Source organism: Cyanobium sp. BA5m-10, assembly GCF_024346255.1.
Lineage (GTDB): Bacteria > Cyanobacteriota > Cyanobacteriia > PCC-6307 > Cyanobiaceae > Cyanobium_A > Cyanobium_A usitatum.
Genome location: NZ_JAGQCP010000004.1, coordinates 53306 through 68833, shown reverse-complemented (window position 1 = coordinate 68833; position 15528 = coordinate 53306). Strand labels below are relative to the sequence as shown.

The 15528-nt window shown below is 56.6% G+C and carries 25 protein-coding genes; 17 read left to right on the top strand and 8 right to left on the bottom strand.

What is annotated here, in order from left to right; all coding sequences use genetic code 11:
- Positions 1 to 17: 17 nt before the first annotated feature.
- The 3 genes from KBY85_RS03120 to glyQ form a co-directional block, all read right to left on the bottom strand.
- Positions 18 to 1058 (bottom strand): ComEC/Rec2 family competence protein, encoded by a 1041-nt coding sequence (locus tag KBY85_RS03120; protein ID WP_254960090.1) that lies wholly within the window; start codon positions 1056 to 1058, stop codon positions 18 to 20.
- 109 nt (positions 1059 to 1167) lie between these two features.
- A complete protein-coding gene (locus KBY85_RS03115; protein WP_254960089.1) occupies positions 1168 to 1362 on the bottom strand; it encodes a hypothetical protein in 195 nt (64 codons plus the stop codon).
- On the bottom strand, positions 1359 to 2249 hold the full coding sequence (gene glyQ / locus KBY85_RS03110; RefSeq protein WP_106502163.1) for a glycine--tRNA ligase subunit alpha: 891 nt from the start codon (positions 2247 to 2249) through the stop codon (positions 1359 to 1361). The genes KBY85_RS03115 and glyQ overlap by 4 nt, the downstream gene beginning before the upstream one ends.
- 493 nt (positions 2250 to 2742) lie before the next feature.
- Between glyQ and KBY85_RS03105 the strand changes: the two genes are divergently transcribed.
- The 6 genes from KBY85_RS03105 to KBY85_RS03080 all read left to right on the top strand — a co-directional run bounded on the left by KBY85_RS03105 (position 2743) and on the right by KBY85_RS03080 (position 6693).
- A complete protein-coding gene (locus tag KBY85_RS03105; RefSeq protein ID WP_315859961.1) occupies positions 2743 to 3357 on the top strand; it encodes a recombinase family protein in 615 nt (204 codons plus the stop codon).
- 148 nt (positions 3358 to 3505) lie between these two features.
- On the top strand, positions 3506 to 3880 hold the full coding sequence (locus KBY85_RS03100; protein ID WP_254960087.1) for a hypothetical protein: 375 nt from the start codon (positions 3506 to 3508) through the stop codon (positions 3878 to 3880).
- A 459-nt stretch (positions 3881 to 4339) separates the two neighbouring features.
- Positions 4340 to 4591, top strand: coding sequence for a hypothetical protein (locus KBY85_RS03095; protein ID WP_254960085.1), 252 nt, complete (start codon positions 4340 to 4342; stop codon positions 4589 to 4591).
- Positions 4592 to 4656: 65 nt separating this feature from the next.
- The gene (locus KBY85_RS03090) at positions 4657 to 5268 is read left to right on the top strand and encodes a hypothetical protein (RefSeq protein WP_254960083.1); all 612 of its coding nucleotides are present in this window, start codon (positions 4657 to 4659) and stop codon (positions 5266 to 5268) included.
- A 68-nt stretch (positions 5269 to 5336) separates the two neighbouring features.
- Complete coding sequence (locus KBY85_RS03085; protein WP_254960082.1) at positions 5337 to 5861, top strand: hypothetical protein; 525 nt, start codon at positions 5337 to 5339, stop codon at positions 5859 to 5861.
- 229 nt (positions 5862 to 6090) lie between these two features.
- Positions 6091 to 6693, top strand: coding sequence for a hypothetical protein (locus KBY85_RS03080; protein ID WP_254960080.1), 603 nt, complete (start codon positions 6091 to 6093; stop codon positions 6691 to 6693).
- Between the two features lie 10 nt (positions 6694 to 6703).
- Here the strand turns inward: KBY85_RS03080 and KBY85_RS03075 are convergent, their stop codons facing one another.
- Complete coding sequence (locus KBY85_RS03075) at positions 6704 to 6919, bottom strand: hypothetical protein (protein ID WP_254960079.1); 216 nt, start codon at positions 6917 to 6919, stop codon at positions 6704 to 6706.
- Between the two features lie 268 nt (positions 6920 to 7187).
- On the opposite strand from KBY85_RS03075, the gene KBY85_RS03070 reads away from it, so the two are divergent.
- Positions 7188 to 7661, top strand: coding sequence for a hypothetical protein (locus KBY85_RS03070; RefSeq protein ID WP_254960078.1), 474 nt, complete (start codon positions 7188 to 7190; stop codon positions 7659 to 7661).
- Between the two features lie 31 nt (positions 7662 to 7692).
- Here KBY85_RS03070 and KBY85_RS03065 read toward each other — a convergent pair whose 3' ends face one another.
- On the bottom strand, positions 7693 to 8073 hold the full coding sequence (locus KBY85_RS03065; protein ID WP_254960077.1) for a hypothetical protein: 381 nt from the start codon (positions 8071 to 8073) through the stop codon (positions 7693 to 7695).
- A gap of 422 nt (positions 8074 to 8495) precedes the next feature.
- On the opposite strand from KBY85_RS03065, the gene KBY85_RS03060 reads away from it, so the two are divergent.
- The gene (locus KBY85_RS03060) at positions 8496 to 9446 is read left to right on the top strand and encodes a hypothetical protein (RefSeq protein ID WP_254960076.1); all 951 of its coding nucleotides are present in this window, start codon (positions 8496 to 8498) and stop codon (positions 9444 to 9446) included.
- 419 nt (positions 9447 to 9865) lie between these two features.
- Here KBY85_RS03060 and KBY85_RS03055 read toward each other — a convergent pair whose 3' ends face one another.
- The 3 genes from KBY85_RS03055 to KBY85_RS03045 are packed head-to-tail and all read right to left on the bottom strand — an operon-like array spanning position 9866 to position 10795.
- Positions 9866 to 10069, bottom strand: coding sequence for a hypothetical protein (locus KBY85_RS03055; protein WP_254960075.1), 204 nt, complete (start codon positions 10067 to 10069; stop codon positions 9866 to 9868).
- Positions 10062 to 10295: a hypothetical protein gene (locus tag KBY85_RS03050; RefSeq protein ID WP_254960074.1), complete on the bottom strand. Its 234-nt coding sequence runs from the start codon at positions 10293 to 10295 to the stop codon at positions 10062 to 10064. The genes KBY85_RS03055 and KBY85_RS03050 overlap by 8 nt, the downstream gene beginning before the upstream one ends.
- Positions 10296 to 10348: 53 nt before the next feature.
- Entirely contained in the window at positions 10349 to 10795 is a 447-nt protein-coding gene (locus tag KBY85_RS03045) for a hypothetical protein (protein WP_254960073.1), read from the bottom strand.
- 445 nt (positions 10796 to 11240) lie between these two features.
- Here KBY85_RS03045 and KBY85_RS03040 point away from each other — a divergent pair, with 445 nt between their 5' ends.
- The 9 genes from KBY85_RS03040 to KBY85_RS03000 all read left to right on the top strand — a co-directional run bounded on the left by KBY85_RS03040 (position 11241) and on the right by KBY85_RS03000 (position 14995).
- Positions 11241 to 11507: a hypothetical protein gene (locus KBY85_RS03040; protein ID WP_254960072.1), complete on the top strand. Its 267-nt coding sequence runs from the start codon at positions 11241 to 11243 to the stop codon at positions 11505 to 11507.
- Complete coding sequence (locus KBY85_RS03035) at positions 11500 to 11805, top strand: hypothetical protein (RefSeq protein WP_254960071.1); 306 nt, start codon at positions 11500 to 11502, stop codon at positions 11803 to 11805. The genes KBY85_RS03040 and KBY85_RS03035 overlap by 8 nt, the downstream gene beginning before the upstream one ends.
- Entirely contained in the window at positions 11805 to 12092 is a 288-nt protein-coding gene (locus KBY85_RS03030) for a hypothetical protein (protein WP_254960070.1), read from the top strand. Before KBY85_RS03035 ends, KBY85_RS03030 begins: the two co-directional genes overlap by 1 nt.
- 50 nt (positions 12093 to 12142) lie before the next feature.
- Complete coding sequence (locus KBY85_RS03025; RefSeq protein ID WP_254960069.1) at positions 12143 to 12763, top strand: hypothetical protein; 621 nt, start codon at positions 12143 to 12145, stop codon at positions 12761 to 12763.
- A gap of 242 nt (positions 12764 to 13005) precedes the next feature.
- Positions 13006 to 13263, top strand: a complete 258-nt coding sequence (locus tag KBY85_RS03020; RefSeq protein ID WP_254960068.1) for a hypothetical protein — start codon at positions 13006 to 13008, stop codon at positions 13261 to 13263.
- A gap of 32 nt (positions 13264 to 13295) precedes the next feature.
- On the top strand, positions 13296 to 13994 hold the full coding sequence (locus tag KBY85_RS03015; protein ID WP_254960067.1) for a hypothetical protein: 699 nt from the start codon (positions 13296 to 13298) through the stop codon (positions 13992 to 13994).
- Positions 13991 to 14203, top strand: coding sequence for a hypothetical protein (locus KBY85_RS03010; protein ID WP_254960066.1), 213 nt, complete (start codon positions 13991 to 13993; stop codon positions 14201 to 14203). The genes KBY85_RS03015 and KBY85_RS03010 overlap by 4 nt, the downstream gene beginning before the upstream one ends.
- Positions 14200 to 14505, top strand: a complete 306-nt coding sequence (locus KBY85_RS03005; RefSeq protein ID WP_254960065.1) for a hypothetical protein — start codon at positions 14200 to 14202, stop codon at positions 14503 to 14505. The genes KBY85_RS03010 and KBY85_RS03005 overlap by 4 nt, the downstream gene beginning before the upstream one ends.
- A 19-nt stretch (positions 14506 to 14524) precedes the next feature.
- Positions 14525 to 14995, top strand: a complete 471-nt coding sequence (locus KBY85_RS03000; RefSeq protein WP_254960064.1) for a hypothetical protein — start codon at positions 14525 to 14527, stop codon at positions 14993 to 14995.
- Positions 14996 to 15528: the final 533 nt, after the last annotated feature.

Here is a 15528-nt window from a genome sequence, read left to right as displayed (position 1 = left end):
TTTCAGCAGTTCGGTTGTTAGGATACCGCCCAGAGGGGCACCACGCCGAAGTGCAGCAGCTGCAGCGGCAGGGTGTAAAGCGAGGCCGCCAGCGGCACCGCCGTGGCTACCGCCAACCAACCCGGCAGCCAGCGGCGCAGGCCCAGCTCCAGCGGCCGGGCCGACACCACCAGTGCAGCAGTCGCCACAACGCTGAGCTGGAAACCCACATCGAGCAGCCAGTCGGGCCGCGCCAGCAGCAACACCAGGGCGCTGGCGACCAGGATGCCCAAGGGCCTGCCGCGATAGCCGCACTCCACCACCCCCAGGGCCAGGCCCCCCATCAGCACTGCCCTGAGCACGGAGGGCTGGGGGCCTGCCAACAGCACAAATAGGCCCATCGCCGCGGCCGCCAAAGTGAGCCGCCCCAGCCGCGGCAAGCGCTTGCCCAGGGGCAGCACCACGCCCAGCAGCACCGACAAATGGAAGCCGGAAGCCGCCAGGGCATGGGATAGCCCCGCTGCCCGAAAGGCATCGCGCAGCTCCGCCGGCACGGGCACCACGGCGCTACCAAGCACCAAGGCAGCCAGCACGCTGCCGTTGTTTGGGCCGGCATGCTGCACCAGCGCCTGGGCCATGCGGCGGCGCAGGTCTGCCACCGGCGTTGCCGCACGCTGCAGCACCTCAAAATCCTGCACCTGCAGCTGGCTGAAGCTCCCCTGGCGCACCAGGCGCTCTGCCGGTGCGGCCAGCAGGGGATAGGGCGACACCTGGGGGCGCCGCAGGCGGCCCTGCACCTGCAGGCGCCAACCCTGCTGCAGCTCCGGGCACTGACCAAAGCGCAGTTCGGTGCGGCCCACGGGCAGCTGCAGCAAAGCCCGGCAGGCCCCACCACCGCCGCTGGGCACTGGACCACCGCTGGGCACTGGATCACTGAGCAGAACACCCCGCAGCGTCAGCTCCAGCGGGCCCCCGGCTGCCTCGAGTTGAAGCACTGGATCGCCGGCCGCCGGCTGGGGCGGCGTGAACGCCAGCCAGCCCACCCGCAGCAGCAGCAGGGCCAAAAGCAGGCCCCACAAAAGCGGCTTCAGGCGCGGCCCGGCTGCGCCGGCAGTGTTCGCCCCACCCCCACAACAGGCCACTGGCCACTCCGCATGAACCCAGCCAGGGTTCCCACGCGGTCTGGGGTTAGAGGCGAGGAATCTGCAGCAACAGCTCGCAGAGCTCCCGGCTCGGCATCTCCTGTCCCACTAGCGGTGCCACCAGCTTGGCCACCGGGCGCAGGCGACAGGGCCACACGGCCCGCTCACTTAAGCGCCCCAACTGGAAGCTGCCGCCGGCCAGCACCACCACCAGCAAGCAGCGCTGCAGCAGCCTCTTCAAGCCGCCACGGGGCGTTTGGCCTCAGGGAGCAGCGGAAAACCGAGGGCTTCCCTTTCGGCCAGCCAGGCCTCCGCCACCTGACGGGCCAGGGTGCGGATGCGGCCGATCGTGGCGGTGCGCTCCGTGACCGAGATCACGCCGCGGGCCTCCAGCAGGTTGAAGGTGTGGCTGCACTTGAGCACGAAATCCAGGGCTGGAGCGGGTAGCTGCTTGGCCACCAGATCTGCCGCCTCCGCCTCATAGATGGCAAACAGCTGCTGAAGCCGCTCGGGGTTGGAGGCTTCGAAGTTGTAGGCGCAGTGACCCTTCTCAAATGGCAGCCAGATGTCGCCGTAGGAGCGATTGCCATCCCAGCTCAGATCCCAGATGCTCTCCACATCCTGGAGATACATGGCCAGGCGCTCCAGCCCGTAGGTGATTTCAATCGACACCGGACGGCAATCGAGGCCGCCGCACTGCTGGAAATAGGTGAACTGGGTGACCTCCATGCCATCGAGCCAAACCTCCCAGCCCACACCCCAGGCGCCGAGGGTGGGGGATTCCCAGTTGTCTTCAACGAAGCGAATGTCGTGCTCCCGGGCGCGGATGCCCAGCGCTTCCAGCGAGGCCAGATAGGTCTCCTGGATGCCATCGGGGCTGGGCTTGATCAGCACCTGATATTGGAAATAGTGCTGGGCCCGGTTGGGGTTGTCGCCGTAGCGGCCATCGGTGGGGCGGCGACAGGGCTCGGGGTAGGCCACGGCCCAGGGCTCGGGCCCGATCGCCCGCAGCACCGTGTGGGGGCTCATCGTGCCGGCGCCCTTCTCGGTGTCGTAGGGCTGCAGGATCAGGCAGCCCTGGTCGGCCCAGAAGCGGTTCAGGGTGCTGATGATGTCCTGGAAGTTCATGTTTGCTTAACTCCTTGTAAAAACTGGGTTTCGTGGGCCTGAGGCTGTTGGTCCCTTGTTGGTCCCTGAAGCGCCAGCCTTGTCGCCGAGAGGGTTCTGGGGAGTTTACCGGCGCCCTCGGACGCTGTTTTTGGGCGTTTGTTGGTCCCTGTGCTGAAACGGACTAAGAGGCAAAGGGACCAACAACAACCCCCTGGGGCGCCACAGTGGGCTTTATGACTCCCCAAGTGGACGCCACGGTTGCACCCGACTTTCTGAAGGCAGGGGCAGCTTGCAAGCGCCTCAGTAGCCGGTGGGAAGAGGTGGCGGCACCGGTTGCGAAGGAAGACTGTCGGCTGGCAGTGGTTTAGCGCTGACTCTTAGGAGCTCTGTGCTGCACTGCTTGCGCGTGCCAACAGACACGAGCCTGGACGGGTTGACAGATGCTGCAAGGACAGGAAAAGAAAACGCTTCTAAAGTCAGTTCGTAAAGACCGTTTCAGTGCTGAGACAGCGTGGTGGGTCCTGGTTCAAAAACTGAACGGTTTAGTAACGCCTCTGTGAGCGGGCGGCGGCTCGGGTACGCACGCGTCAGTACCCAGGGGCAGTCGCTCGAACAGCAGTTGGCGGTGCTGACCGAAGCAGGGTGCTCGGTGACCTACGGAGAGAAGGTTAGTAGCACCGTTCCTTCGCACAAGAGGGAGGCACTGCAGCAGGTGCTGACTGCGGTACAGCAAGGGGACACCTTGGTTGTGGCGAAGCTGGACCGACTAGGCCGGACACAAAGCGAGGTGGTGGCCCGACTGGCAGCACTGAGCGACCAGGGTGTCTACGTGGAAACCCTGGACGGTCTGTTGAACACGAAGGCCCTGGGCAAGATGGCACCGCTCGTCATCGGACTACTGACCGGGCTTGCCGAGGTGGAACGAAACCTGATTCAGGAGAGGACAAGGGAGTCGGTTGAGCACCGAAGGAGAACAGGTGGAAAACTTGGTGGCCGACCTGAGCTACCAGAGGGCAGGAGGGCACTTGTGCGAAGGCTGCGAGAAGAAGGAAAAAGCTACAGACAAGTAGCTGAAACCTGTGGAGTGTCATTAGCGACTGCCCATAGGTACGGGAAGAGCAACTAGACCAATTGAGAGAAAGGAAGGGCTGCAAAAAGATACGGAGTGATACCACCAAGAGACAATCCGTGCTATATTTAAAAAAGATTAATATCTTGTGATGCTATTTCGTCAAAGCTGCCTCGTAATAGCTACGACATTTCTGAGTGCTGCAATGGTGGCAGCCGCAAATGCAAGAGTGTGCCAAAAGCCCGACGGGAAGCACTACGGGATCTCGGATGACGATAGGTGCGCACCCCCTGCAAAAGAGGCAAGGAGCCGCCCCGACACAGGCTTTCTCAATACACAGGCGGGGAGAGGGATGAACTACGACACGGCCAAAAAACAAGGGGATAAAAAAACAGCTGAGGCCGTCAAAAAGAAGGAGGCTCTTAACGAGTTTAAAAGACTGAAAAATTTAGCAGGTCACCAGTGGGCCCTGGACAAAGTATTTGACAAATACGGTGGGGGTTGGCTTAATAGCTCTGGAGTTCGGGATGAGATAGATAGGCTTGAGTCAAAAGAAGAGGCCAATGAGAGAAAAAAGTAGGATAAGTCGATAAATGACTTTTGGACCAAAAGAGGAAAGCAAAAATTAGGAGACTCTAATGATGGCGAACTTTCGGCAGCCTCGGGAATAAAGAGTGGGGCTGCTCTTGCAGCTCTTGAGGAGCTGGAAGCCACACGAGCAAAACTTGTTAACCAAGCTCTCCGCAAAAACCTCACTGGTCCAGCAGCTGCTGCTTATTTGAAGGATCAAATGCGCCCAACTATTATGTCCGTCATGAGTGACGCGGGTGCGAGTACTGTTGAAATTCAAAAAGCGATTCGTTATGTAAGCCAGGGAATCGATGAGAACTTAAACCCATAAAAGACTTAGGCGGCCCGTCTAGCGACCAGTTCATATTGAGTTATCAGTGCTCAATCGTCGAATGGGCCTAACTAGGTGTAACTTATCCAAAGGCTACTAGATGAGTTGGGAGCGCTGGGGATAGGAGTCCAGAGTCAGTTGAGAAACCCAGGACTCTACAACCGCTACTACGACGAACCAGCCAGCAAGCTGAGCCAGCTGCATCGGGCTCTCGATGCCCAGGTGCTCAAAACGTATGGGTGGTCTGCTGACGAAGACTTACTGAACAACCTACTGGACCTGAACCTGGAATTGGCTGAGCGGGAGGCTGAAGAGGAAGCGGTGGTTGGCCCTTGGGACCCGAACAAGCTCGGCAACAACCTGCGGAGTTTCTCTAGCTACAGCACATAGGTACGGGCGTTCTAGTTGACTCTGTCGCTAAAAACGAGTAGCAAAGGTAAAGCGAACAAACACACATGCCCGAACTCAGCCAGTACCAGAAGCAGAAACAGACCAACGAGCTGATCAAAGGTCTCGACAACGGGCAGAAGGCGGTTGTGCTCGACAAGTTGCTTGAGGAGTGGGTGGAGACCCTGCCGAGAAAGGGCAAGGACTACGGAGTCGGCGCCGGCAAAGGGAAGTGGGCCGAGCGGTTTGAGTGGTTGCAGGAGCACTGGGGCACCCAGTTCGACAACGGCAAGGGGTCCGTGGCACTGCGGAGAATGCCCGCCAGCGGCGTCCTAGAGCTGCTTACCCTGTTTGCCCTTCAAGCAGCAGACAGCGACGACGATGAACTCACCTTTGGGTCACTCGAGGACGGCAGTGAGCTGGGCGAAAAGGTGGCATCAGGCCTGTCTGCGATGAAGGAAGCTAGTGGCCCCCAGGTGGCCATCTCGCTGGGTGCCTTCAACGAGCTACAGAGGATTCGGAGGGAGTACCAAGAGGCGGGTGGTACATCCGACGCGGCGACTAGCACGAAGGTCCTTCAGAAAATCTTTGACCAGCTGCAGGCGATGCCCAGCGTGAAGGACGAGAAGGAGACTGCCCGCTACGAGAAGAGGAAAGCGGCTGGCAAGAAAGGGGGATAAGTCGGATGATTAGGCGTAAGCGCGTCTCTCAAGTTGAAATGATTATTGGGACAGTGGCTGTTGCAGCCATGGTGGCGACAGGATGCTCAGACATGATCAAGAAGGAGAATCTGGATAGTACAAGCGTGGTCTGCTTAAAGCCAGATGGAAAACATTATGGACTCCCTGAGGGCTCGAAGTGTGTTGCTCTTGCGGTAGAGACAAAAAGCAGACCTGATACTGGATTCCTTGGCCTTCAAAACAATGGAAAGGCTGTCAACTATGATACGGCCAAAAGCCAGGGCGATGCCAAGACCAAGCTCAAGAAAGAAGCGGATCGCCGCAGGGAGATAGCGATCTCTATGGAAAAGACCAAAAGAGAGGAGAAGGAGAAAGAAAGGCGGGAAAGGCAAGAGCAGATTAAGATAGAAGCAAACGCTAGGGCTAAAGCGGAGAACGCCATAAAAGAAACAGTAAAATCGTATCAGGAGAGTATGGCGAAGTACGGCGCCACAAAGGCGCAGATTAAGTTCGAGATAGACAGTTATTTGTCAGACGACTTAGCGCTAACTGATGAGATAGGGGGGGGGTTAAGCTTTCTCCCGAGGTGCTAGGTTCTTACAAGCGTCAAATGTACAGGGCGCTTGGGATCCAGTGAATACGTTTACGTGCCTGGTGAAGACGACGCTTTGTCGAAGGTATCGAACTCGAGAATTTCAACCGAAGATCCGCCATCAGGCGAGAGCTGTTACAAAGCTTGCTGCGAGAGAAGGAAGTCGACTTGCAAGAAAGGGGCCATCGCAAATGAGTATTGATAGTCTATGCAAGGTTGCTGTAGTTCTGATGGCAGCTCTGCTCGTATCGTGTTCAGGCCCAAGCAGTTCCGATTCCGAGAAGGAAGAATATGATAGGCAGACGATTCAAATGGCTGACAAGGCTTACAAGGTAGCCAGGGCCAATGGAAAGGAAGACTGGGAGGCAATGGGATTGGCCGTTGATGCGATTAAAGGCAGGGTCCCCGAGAATGAGAATTCATATATTGACAACAAAAGGGACTTCGTAGAAGCAAATGGGTTATTCGAGGGATGGGCGAAGTGGGAGCAAGAAAATCCTGTGGCGATAGAACAAAGAAAGAAAAACGATCTGGCCTCCGATCTTGAAGAGGCGCGAAGGAGCAAGGAAGAGATAGACGAGATCTCTTCCGCTACTGGAATCACCAATGGAGCGGTCCTTGGTGTTCTTCAGGATTTGGAGGAAACCAGAAATGAGATTGTGACCAAGCTGCTTGACAGTGGGAAAACAGGACCAGAGGTCTCTGCTTATCTGAAGGGTGAGATGCGCCCAACAATTGAGTCGGCAATTCTCAGTGTTGGTGGGAGTTCGTCTGATGTGCGAAGAGCAACTGCGTATGTCAATCAAGGTATAGATGCGAATTTGAACCCATGACAAAAAGGGATCAGCTCTCGTATAGCTCTTCCTTCTTGGCGTACTGAAGGTAGAGGACGGGAAAGGAGTCGGCCAGGTCAACGGCGAGGTCGCTGAGACAATCAACAACATTCCACGCTTCCGTAAAGGAGGCCAGGTCGGTGACCTCTGCCTCTAGCTCCACCCACTGCTCGGGAGACAGGTCGCCGTTGCCAAGAGCGGTGACGAGAGAGGAGGGAAGGGTCACAGTTCTCGTCGGTTAGGGGTTTGGGGGCACTGCACCTTGTGCTGAGAGCACAGAGTAGTGAGTGTCGATGCTGTCAGAAACTATCTGCTGCAACGACGGAGCAAGCCCGACTAACTCGTAGTGCTGTTGGATCAATGTGACCTTCGCAAGTACCTCGTCACTGAGGCGAACCCGCATCAGTTCCCCACGAGAGTCACGGTCACCCACTTCACCGGCCTTGAAGACTGTCGGGTAAACCATACTCTGGCCGAGTGAAAGTGGAACGGGCATGGACCTGGAGCAGGTTGTACGGGAACACAGGAAGACTCTGCAAGTCACCGCTAGAGCCGTCTCAGAGAAAGCCGCCTTCAATCTGGAACTCCCTTGCGGACTTGTGACTGACGGTGAAGTTGCCAGCACAACACTGACTGGACTGAGAAACCACCTGCCCTGCTCGGTGGCATTGGCCAGTGCTCCGGTTGAGCGCTTCCTGCTAATGAAGGAAGAACGCGGGTTTGACGGTGCGTTTGAAGCGTGCAGTACCGACGACAGTGACGGAGAAGCCTTTGTGAACGCCTGGGACGAGGCACAGAAGGACCTCGCAGCCGGAGTGGTTTGCACCCTCAACGACCTTGTCACGTTCGTCGAGCAGGCGAGGAAGGGGTGGGAGGAGAGCCCTCGACGACTGCTGGTGGTTGCCGTGCATGGGGGGAAGGTGGAGAGCGGAACCGTGCCGACGGACTGGGTGCTGAGAGGGGTGTGAGAGGCATCCCGCAGAGCACCCCTCAAGCCCCTCAGGCGGGTTCTGGTTCAGGATGCTGAAGGTCAACCTCGACGGTTAAAACGGCGAGAGCCAGGTCATCGGCAGAGCGAGACAAGTTCGGGAGTTCCACTGTGCGGTAGTCCGAGACAACGTTCAGGGCGTCAATGGCCTCCATAAAGACGGCAGAACAGGCTGAACTCGCATAGGTGGCACAGAGGTCAGCGGCGAAGGCCCACTGCTTACAGGTTTGGGCAGAGGAGTACTCACCGCGACTACCAGCGTCAAGAGAATCCTGCTCCCATTGGCATACCTGGTCGCGGAGAGCACGAACAACGACCTGTTGAACCTGGGTGATGGTCGCCAGATCAAGGCGGGTGGCAAAAGGGGCAGAAGGAGCGGAAGAGGTTTTCATGGTGGGTGACCTCAAGGGGTCATCAGAGGGTGAGGGGGGGGTGGGGAGGCCCCCCAACACTTGAACCTTAGGGTGAAGGGAGAGGGGAGCGAAAGGCGTTACAGCAACCAAACTGGATGCAGCAGCCGGGCACCGACAAACGCAGGGAGCAAGATACCAATGCTTCGCTCAACAACAGAAGTTATGCGTACACCAGTTTTGCTCGTGGTCTTGTTTGCGCTGTTTCCTGGCGACGCTGAGGCAGCCACCAGAAGAAAAATCACTGGAAGCAGCCCACAGCAGGTACAGGAGAACGCCTACAAGCAAGGATTCCAGTACCCAGTGGGCGACATGGAATGCTCGAGCCGGTGCTCTCAGTGGTGGGAGAAGGACTGAGACTTGCCTGCCTAGTGCTGCTTTATCCGCTCTTAGCTTGAATAAACATGAAAAACTCTTCTGCCCCCAGCAAGCGGGCAAAAAGAATACTGACTAGACCCAATCCGACTCAGTGGAGTCTTCTTGTTCCTACATTCTTAGCCTTCTTTGCAGGCAGTCTTTTTGGGGCATTTGGCTTTCTGTCTGCATTAGTAGCTGTTTTTGCTGCACCAGCAATCTTCATCGTCTTTAGCAAAAAAAAGGAAAGACCTCTATGGAAGAAAGCGGGAATAACAAGTGCCTTAGCAGGAGTGGGAATGCTTACTTCGTTCTTGGCGTCAGGTATCGGTTATGAAACGGTTTTTCGAGCACAAAATCCATCGGTTTATAAAGCAGAGATGGCAAAATTAGCTTCAGAAGGACGGGAAGCAACACTCAAAAGAAATGAGGCCTTAGACATTTCGAATAAGCCGATCCAGAGAGACGGTTTGTCAAATAAACAGTATGTGGTTTGCGAAGAATCTGGTGGGTCTTATGTTGGAGTGATTGCAGGAAGCTCATGCGAAGGGTCGGGGAAACAAGTGACTTCAGCCCCAAGCGCAGGTTTTCTGGGAATGAATAGAGAGAAAGTCGAAAAGTTTAACATGGCAGTAAAAGACAGCCTTGACAAAACAAACAAGGAACGAGAAAGACAAGATCAGGAGGCCGCGCAGCGCCAGGAGGATCTTGAAAAATGGGGGCCATTCTTTGCTGATTTCGAGGTACGGCAGCAAGCAAAGAAAATATGCAATGACTATGCTTTTAGCATGACTGGTCAAAAGAGGTCATGGTTCCTCGATAATCGAACAGACTTTGATATAAGGGTTGTCGGCAACAGAGTCTGGGTCGGAGGTCCGATCATTGTCAAGGTCAAAAATGGAAATATCGATGGAAGTGATATCCGTTATCAAAAAGGTGTTGACTGCTACTGGAGCAAGAGTGCTACATCGCTAGAGGGTGGCCAAATAACCGTCGAGTGAAGTCATTGTTGTGTGCTAACAGTCCTGAGAGATGCTCTCTGCTCGGGCTCATTCAACCTCCCACAACTCAAGACCAAGACCAGCCATCGCACAGCAACGGCGCAAGCACGATGAAGCAGCAGTCTCGACAGGGGGGGCGAAGGGGGTCCCGGACAACGACTCAGACGACACGTTCTCGTAGACCAAGGGGCCGTCAGATGTAGGAACAATGAGGCGGCCAGTAACAGTCACCCAGTCACCAACTTGTTGCACAGAACGCAACTCCCAGGAGTAGCCCGGTGCACGGTGCATCAGGCAACGGACCAAGGTGGACCAGGGGACGTACCTAAGGTCCTTACCGCCTTGTCGGCGGGTACGGAAGTGCCGTGCATCAATCGACTGAGCAAGAGCCGCAAGGACGTCGTCACGAGAGGCAAGGGTCATAGGGCTCCCTCGTCGCACAAGGCACGGTCAAACAGCCACTCTTCTGCTTCTGCCAGGGTCAGCACCTGAAACAGAGGCATACCGGAACGGAAGGCGAGGTAGTGGCAGTTGACAGGGCAGTACTGGAGGGCGAGGTCGGTGCCAGTTACGACCCAGGTATCTGACGTAACGCGCCGCCAATAAGGGCGGGACCTATCCATAGGAGGCAACGTCGTACAGCTCCCACAAGCAGGTGGCAACGCCGAAGTGCTGGTAGACCCCGACATCCACCTGGAGCTCATCGCAGAGGGTCAGGGCAACGTCACGAGCACGGTCCAGGTCAGAGGTGTGCTCAACGCAGTCGGGTCCTTCTAGGTAAGGGTGAAGAGCACTGACAGGGCGAACGGTGTAGTAGCGGCAGGGGGTTTCCATAAGGGGTGACTTCAAGGAGTCATCGAGGGGAAAAGGGTGCCCGCAGGATGCAGACACCCCGAGATCAATCAGAAGGGGATGTCGGCGGTATCGACGCGAGAGGTGGGTTGGTAGAGGGGACGGTCTCTGACTTCCTTTGCCGCCCACTGTCGGAAAGCAGGGAGCTGAGCGGTCGGAAGAAGCGAATCGTCACCCGATGAGAGAGCATCACGCCAGGCGTCAAGGTCTTCCCGTGAGTCGGGATGGCTAGGACCTACGACCGTTCCAGGTTGAAGGCGGACAGCACGCAGAAACAGTGAGCGAGTGCCGAGTTCGTCAACAAGACGGCGGCGGTCGTCAAAGGCCTCTGTAGCAGTGGCGTACTCGCCGTGGACGCTGTAACCACCATCAGAAGTCTTCTGGAGAACGACGTAGTTGAAAGGTCCTTGGATGTCGTTCTCCTTGATCCATTCAAGAGACCAGTACCTGGCGTCTTTGAGAGAGGAAATAGAACCGGGAGCAGTGAAGCGGGGCATCAAAGGTGCCTCAGAGGGTGAGAGGGGGTGGAGCGGAGAGGTGCTTCGAGGAGCATCGAACCGCCCACAACATCAATTTGGCTCAGGGGTGGGATGATGCAAAAGGGGTTGATACAGTTCTGGGACTGTATGGGTGAGGCACCGTTTACGGCGACGAGAGGCACCGGTGTCGGGTAAAAGTTACTGGCGGTTACCTGTATACAACCGGGGAGTTACCAGTGAAGAAAGTAGAAGGATCAGAGGTCGTTGACAGCCTTACCAACCTGACAACGAAAGAGGAGATGCACAACGACCCAAACATGGCGTACCGGATGCGGTGCAAACTCGGAACAAAATCCGTGCATGGCGAGTGCGTTGACAAAGATAAAATCGTGACGGTTGACCTCAACCCGAAGGTAGGGAAGGCACTGACTCAGTTCCGAGACGCTGTTGCCGGAGGTCGGCTGTGAAGGACTGGTTCGTGCTGCCACGACCCGGTGGTGTACCGAAATGGCGTCCTGGGGCGAAGGCGGTGAAGTGCGACAGCAACCTGCTTCGGGTGGTGACGGAGCGGGTTGAGGCCACACACCCCTCCCTCGCGTTCACGCAGAAGGCAGCATTGGAGTTGGCCTTAATCGACTGGCTTGAGGGCGGCAAAGCTGATGCGGTAGCACTACCCGACACAAGCGGTAAGCACCGTCCACAGGTGAAGCAGGTGACGAGCGGTGGTTAGCCAGGAAACCCTCGAAAACTCGGTGGAGCTGGCCCTGACCACTCTGGCCGTAGTCGCCTCAAGTGGAACCAACGACGAGAAGGTGAGGGCGGCCACCGCTCTGCTTCAGGGTGTGGGGTTGGCGTACGAGGTGCAGAGGAAGGAGGCCTTGTCTCTCCGTGTGCTGCCCCTGGTCGACGCTGTGACAAAGAACCTGAGCGGGACTCTGAGAGACGACGACAACTACGCACCGGCTTTTGCCCTTGAACCCACGCAACAGGCAAGTCTGCTAACTGCTTTTGTCAAGGAACTCAAGTGATGGCTGGCGGGTACTGGCACAACGGTCACTTCATCCAGGGGGCAACCGTCAAGACAGCCGGAACCTTCTCGGTCGGTGAACTGGAGCTGAAAGTGGCGGCGGCAGTTGCCAGGGCGAGGGAAACCGGAAAGGCACTGAGCGAGATGAAGGAGCTGCTAAGGCAACACCCTCAACTGCGGGCAGACGTACCTGGTCAGGTCTGGAACAGCGAAACAAAGGAATGGGACGGGGCCGAACACCTACTCACCCCACTGACAAAGCTTTACGCAGAGCAGCTGTGGGACTAACAACAACCCGAACTCACGGGTCTAACACTTACTAAGTATGGAGCAACAACGTGGGCGACTACAGCGAACAGGCCAGGAGGCTGGTTGAAGGTTTGAAGAAAGGTCCCGGTACAGAGGGACATGAGAAGGGCGGACAGTTTGAGGAGGTGCACCGTGAGGGCAACCGGGTACCCCGACTTGAGCAGCTGCGGCGGCTGAAAAGGAACGGGCGGAGGCTGACGGCTGAGGACTCCCTGGAGCTGCACGACCTGGAGATGGCTGAGCGGGCGAAGTTCTTTGAGGCAGCTGAACGGTGTCAGCGGAAAGACGGCAGCACCTACGGCACCAGGGGCAAGTGCAGGAAGGGCACCCTTGTGGCGGCTAACACCATTGACGCACTGAGAAAGCGGTTCGAGACGGCGAAGCAGGAGGCGAAGGCGACGGCAAAAGCAGTCGAGGCGAAGGGCGGTGCCAACGCCACACCGGAGGAAAGGGGGCGTTTGATTGAGGCGTGGCGGAAACTGAACGAGGTGAAAACGACACTTGAGAAGGCCGAGTGGGATCGCAAGGCGGATGAGCGGGAGGCCCAGGCCGCTGCTGACCGTGCCAAGCGACAGAAGCCAGGAATGCCAGGGAGAACTCAGGAACTGACCCGTGAGCAGATCATGAGTGCGGTGGGAACGGTTGACTGATCAGAATTTTGGACCATTCTTTACCGACAGGAGCCCCTTAAGGCGGCATAAATTTAATTGATGCATGGGCGACCATGTATTGATTGACATAACCCCTATGGGATCCGAAAAGAATAGCAAAAATGGTTAAATATTCTGATCAGTTGGTAGCACTTGGGTAAAACCACATAGACAGCAGCGTTGGGCAGGTTTACGAAGCCTTACACAACGCTATGTTCAATACAGCTACACGAGGACGATACGTGCCCACAGCAGAGAAGAAAGAAAAGCTGCGGAAGACCGTGTTGGGCGGTGCGATGACGACAAAACGACTGACTCAGGCACTGCCGGATGCGGAAAATCTCGGCCTTCATATGCACTTCCTGAACCAAAAATACTTCCCTCTTATCTGCTTCACGGACCCCGAAGTCGGAACGGTGGAGCAATGGAAGGAGAAGGCGAAAACCTACAAGCAGGAGCTGGTCTACATCATTAACCGACTCGAAGCACTGACTGCTTGACACCACCCTTACCAGCCCGACTGGAGAACGAAATGACAGAACAACAGAAGACAACCGACGCCACTCTGCAAGGTGACCTGAAAGAAATTGCTTTCAGAACACTGCGCGAGTGGCTTTGCTGCAACGACTTCAGAGGACGAATCCCTGTAGAGGAGGTACTTGACACCACCTGGATTGGTAGGGCCATCCAAGACCTGAAAGAACGAAAAGGGTGGCAGTGGTACAAAAGTGAGGAAGGCCGGTACCTCCAACAACTGAAAAAGGAGGTGGTTGACACCTGGGTCGAGAACGGTTGGGTGCAGTTGTCCTGCCCCCGGCTCGGCCGTCGTCGAGTCGCCGAGTACAGCAGCAATACCATCAGGAAGGCGATGGCCATGTGGAACAACGGTTGCCAGGGGTACGTGAGTGACAGCAGCTGGAGTTGGGCCGGGTCAGTGCTAGGTGAAAACAGTAACAAGAACAAACTATTCATCATCACCCTGACTGATGAGGTGTTTGGTGAGGTTTACCGCCAGATTGACCACAAAGACCTGGATGGGTCGACCAGAGAGGAACTGGCGGTCATCCTTGACCTGCCGAAGCGAGTGGCGAACCACTTCATGCGGTACCTGGTGCAGTCAGGCGAGTGGAAAGTGGTCTTGAGAAGCACTTCATCAGGAAGGAAACGGGTGCTGATTCGCCAGCACACACCACAAGCAATGGCCGGTAGCAACAGAGGAATAAAGCCATGAAAAGCACCGAACGCAAGGTGCTCAAGCTGGGCATCAGTGAACGCGACCTGCAACGGTTCATCCGAGTGCAGTCAGAAGAGCAGACACCGACGCTGGCCAAGACCCTGAGCCGACTGCTGGACGACTACGAGCGTGCCAACGGAGTCAGAACACCGCTACCCACCCTCCGAAAAGGACCGGCAGCAACACAGAGGCTTGCAAGACCATGACCAACGCACCTGACCCCTACCACCTGTACGCCGAACACCTTGCTGGCGGTGACGCCGCTGAGGTCGAACTGAAGGGTGAAACCTACCGATTTCAGTTTCACGGACCAACCACCGGAATCATGGACAACTGGTTGAAGGTTGAACGGGTGATCGACGGAAATACACACCGCTTCGGTCCGGGCCACTGCTCGGAGTTGGTGTGGCGCGCTTACTACCACGCTGAGCGCGGGTGGGAGAAACAACCCATGCCTGCCTACAAGGAGGTTCACCTTCGCGACCAATACGATCCACCCCTAACCTAGACACTTGAGGACTGACACTATGAACAACGACGCACAAGACCTAACTGACCCAACCGAACTTAATCGATACCTCGACTCACTATTCGAAGAGATGAAAGCAGAGGGGGACAAGGGAGGTGAAGACCCGAGGACCGAAGAACTACTTGCTCTTCTCGACGGTCCATTCAAAACTCTCCGTGATGACACATTCCCTGACCTGGATCGACTGCTTGTTTACGACCCAGAAGCCAAACCCGTGGTCCAGGCACTGACCTTTGACGAGGCGGCGGCAAGGTACAAGTGCGGAAGGGCTGGCAGCCGTTGGACCCGGGAGTGCCTTGAGAAGATCAAGAAAGACAAGCGGCAGTGCCTTCAGGAGACACTGGACAGCTACCACCTCAGGGACCAGGGGGACGAGGAAAGTGACCTGCCTTGCTCAACGCCTTGCCTCATCGTTCGAGGTCAGCAGTTCCCCTACTCGTGGGGGGTTGTGAAGGCTCACCTTGACTAAGGGTGAGTTCTGCCATGCCGGAGCTGGGCAAATAGAGAAGACATACAATCACGCAGAACAGAGGAGTATTGGATCACTAGGAGTAGGAGGCACCATGAAGGAGATGTAAACGACCGTAAACACCCGGACCCATGGAGCTACCCTCTATTGATAAGCGGCTAAGCAATGGCTAGCATTTCTCATGTAGCTGGCCAAGCGGTAATGGCTTTCAAGTCTGAGGAAGAACGACTTAAGTACGAAGCCGAGATGCAGGCCTTTCACGAGAGAACCCGTCGAGAGTACGGCCTAGCTTCTAATAAAGGCGCGCAGCGAAGCCCCGTCCGCATGCTTACGGAGGGAGAAAAAGTCAACCTCAACACGAACGCCAATACATCTGCTGGCGGTGGATGCGCGATGATCCTTCTTGGAGTCCCCTGCTTGCTCTTCCCACCTCTGGGTTTGTTCCTGATTGTTCTTGGCATTGTTAGCATGGTGTCTGCAGTTCGAGACGGGGCGCGACTAGAAGAGGACAGTCGCCGATTAGGCTGAGATTC

Coding starts and splice junctions, on each gene's coding strand:
- KBY85_RS03005 (WP_254960065.1), top strand. CDS start 14,200: ATGACCAACGCACCTGACCCCTACCACCTGTACGCCGAACACCTTGCT.
- KBY85_RS03060 (WP_254960076.1), top strand. CDS start 8,496: ATGAAAAACTCTTCTGCCCCCAGCAAGCGGGCAAAAAGAATACTGACT.
- KBY85_RS03065 (WP_254960077.1), bottom strand. CDS start 8,073: ATGAAAACCTCTTCCGCTCCTTCTGCCCCTTTTGCCACCCGCCTTGAT.
- KBY85_RS03090 (WP_254960083.1), top strand. CDS start 4,657: ATGCCCGAACTCAGCCAGTACCAGAAGCAGAAACAGACCAACGAGCTG.
- KBY85_RS03010 (WP_254960066.1), top strand. CDS start 13,991: ATGAAAAGCACCGAACGCAAGGTGCTCAAGCTGGGCATCAGTGAACGC.
- KBY85_RS03080 (WP_254960080.1), top strand. CDS start 6,091: ATGGCAGCTCTGCTCGTATCGTGTTCAGGCCCAAGCAGTTCCGATTCC.
- KBY85_RS03085 (WP_254960082.1), top strand. CDS start 5,337: ATGGTGGCGACAGGATGCTCAGACATGATCAAGAAGGAGAATCTGGAT.
- KBY85_RS03015 (WP_254960067.1), top strand. CDS start 13,296: ATGACAGAACAACAGAAGACAACCGACGCCACTCTGCAAGGTGACCTG.
- KBY85_RS03030 (WP_254960070.1), top strand. CDS start 11,805: ATGGCTGGCGGGTACTGGCACAACGGTCACTTCATCCAGGGGGCAACC.
- glyQ (WP_106502163.1), bottom strand. CDS start 2,249: ATGAACTTCCAGGACATCATCAGCACCCTGAACCGCTTCTGGGCCGAC.
- KBY85_RS03100 (WP_254960087.1), top strand. CDS start 3,506: ATGGTGGCAGCCGCAAATGCAAGAGTGTGCCAAAAGCCCGACGGGAAG.
- KBY85_RS03070 (WP_254960078.1), top strand. CDS start 7,188: ATGGACCTGGAGCAGGTTGTACGGGAACACAGGAAGACTCTGCAAGTC.
- KBY85_RS03000 (WP_254960064.1), top strand. CDS start 14,525: ATGAACAACGACGCACAAGACCTAACTGACCCAACCGAACTTAATCGA.
- KBY85_RS03055 (WP_254960075.1), bottom strand. CDS start 10,069: ATGGATAGGTCCCGCCCTTATTGGCGGCGCGTTACGTCAGATACCTGG.
- KBY85_RS03045 (WP_254960073.1), bottom strand. CDS start 10,795: ATGCCCCGCTTCACTGCTCCCGGTTCTATTTCCTCTCTCAAAGACGCC.